This is a genomic window from Myxococcus llanfairpwllgwyngyllgogerychwyrndrobwllllantysiliogogogochensis (assembly GCF_006636215.1).
In the GTDB taxonomy this organism is placed as follows: domain Bacteria; phylum Myxococcota; class Myxococcia; order Myxococcales; family Myxococcaceae; genus Myxococcus; species Myxococcus llanfairpwllgwyngyllgogerychwyrndrobwllllantysiliogogogochensis.
The window spans coordinates 1-528 of record NZ_VIFM01000667.1 but is presented as its reverse complement, the minus strand read 5'-3'; the positions used below and the strand labels follow the sequence as shown (position 1 = coordinate 528).

Here is a 528-nt window from a genome sequence, read left to right as displayed (position 1 = left end):
CACCTGGCCGCGGCCGATCAGACGGCCGACCTGAACGCGCGCCACGCCGACGATGCCACCCGCCACGCGGAGCGCAGCGCACGGTATGGCGAGGCCGCGGCCCAGGCACTCGCCCGGCGCGACGAGGAAGACCGCCAGTGGCAGCGGCGCCTGGACCAGTACCAGCAGGCCCGGGCCGCCACGGGCGAAGGCCCGGCGCTGCAACAGCTGCGGCAGCAGCTCTTCACGCCCGAGGAGCGGCTGCGCGTGGACGCGGCGCTCGCACTGCGCGGCGCCGGCGGCTGAACCACCGCTGGGGCGCCGTGCCTGCCGGCCGGGGCGCGCCGCCGCCTCGGTGTCGGTCCGCGACGGCCCTGCGGCGCGGTTCCAAAGAAACCTGCAGTTTTCCTGCGCGGATGAGCGGCGACCGCGATGCTTTCGCCAGAAACATGAGCATGCGAGCCCCTACAGTGGCATGACGCAGATCAATGCGCCAACCCCCGGAGACAACGCATGAACACCCCCCTGCCCCAGCACGCAGCCCAGGAG

General features: G+C 73.5%; 1 protein-coding gene. It reads left to right on the top strand.

Annotated features, from left to right (window positions below; all coding sequences use genetic code 11):
• Positions 1 to 285 (top strand): lipase secretion chaperone (locus FJV41_RS57200; protein WP_281291665.1); only part of this gene is annotated, 285 nt, incomplete at its 5' end.
• Positions 286 to 528 lie beyond the last annotated feature (243 nt).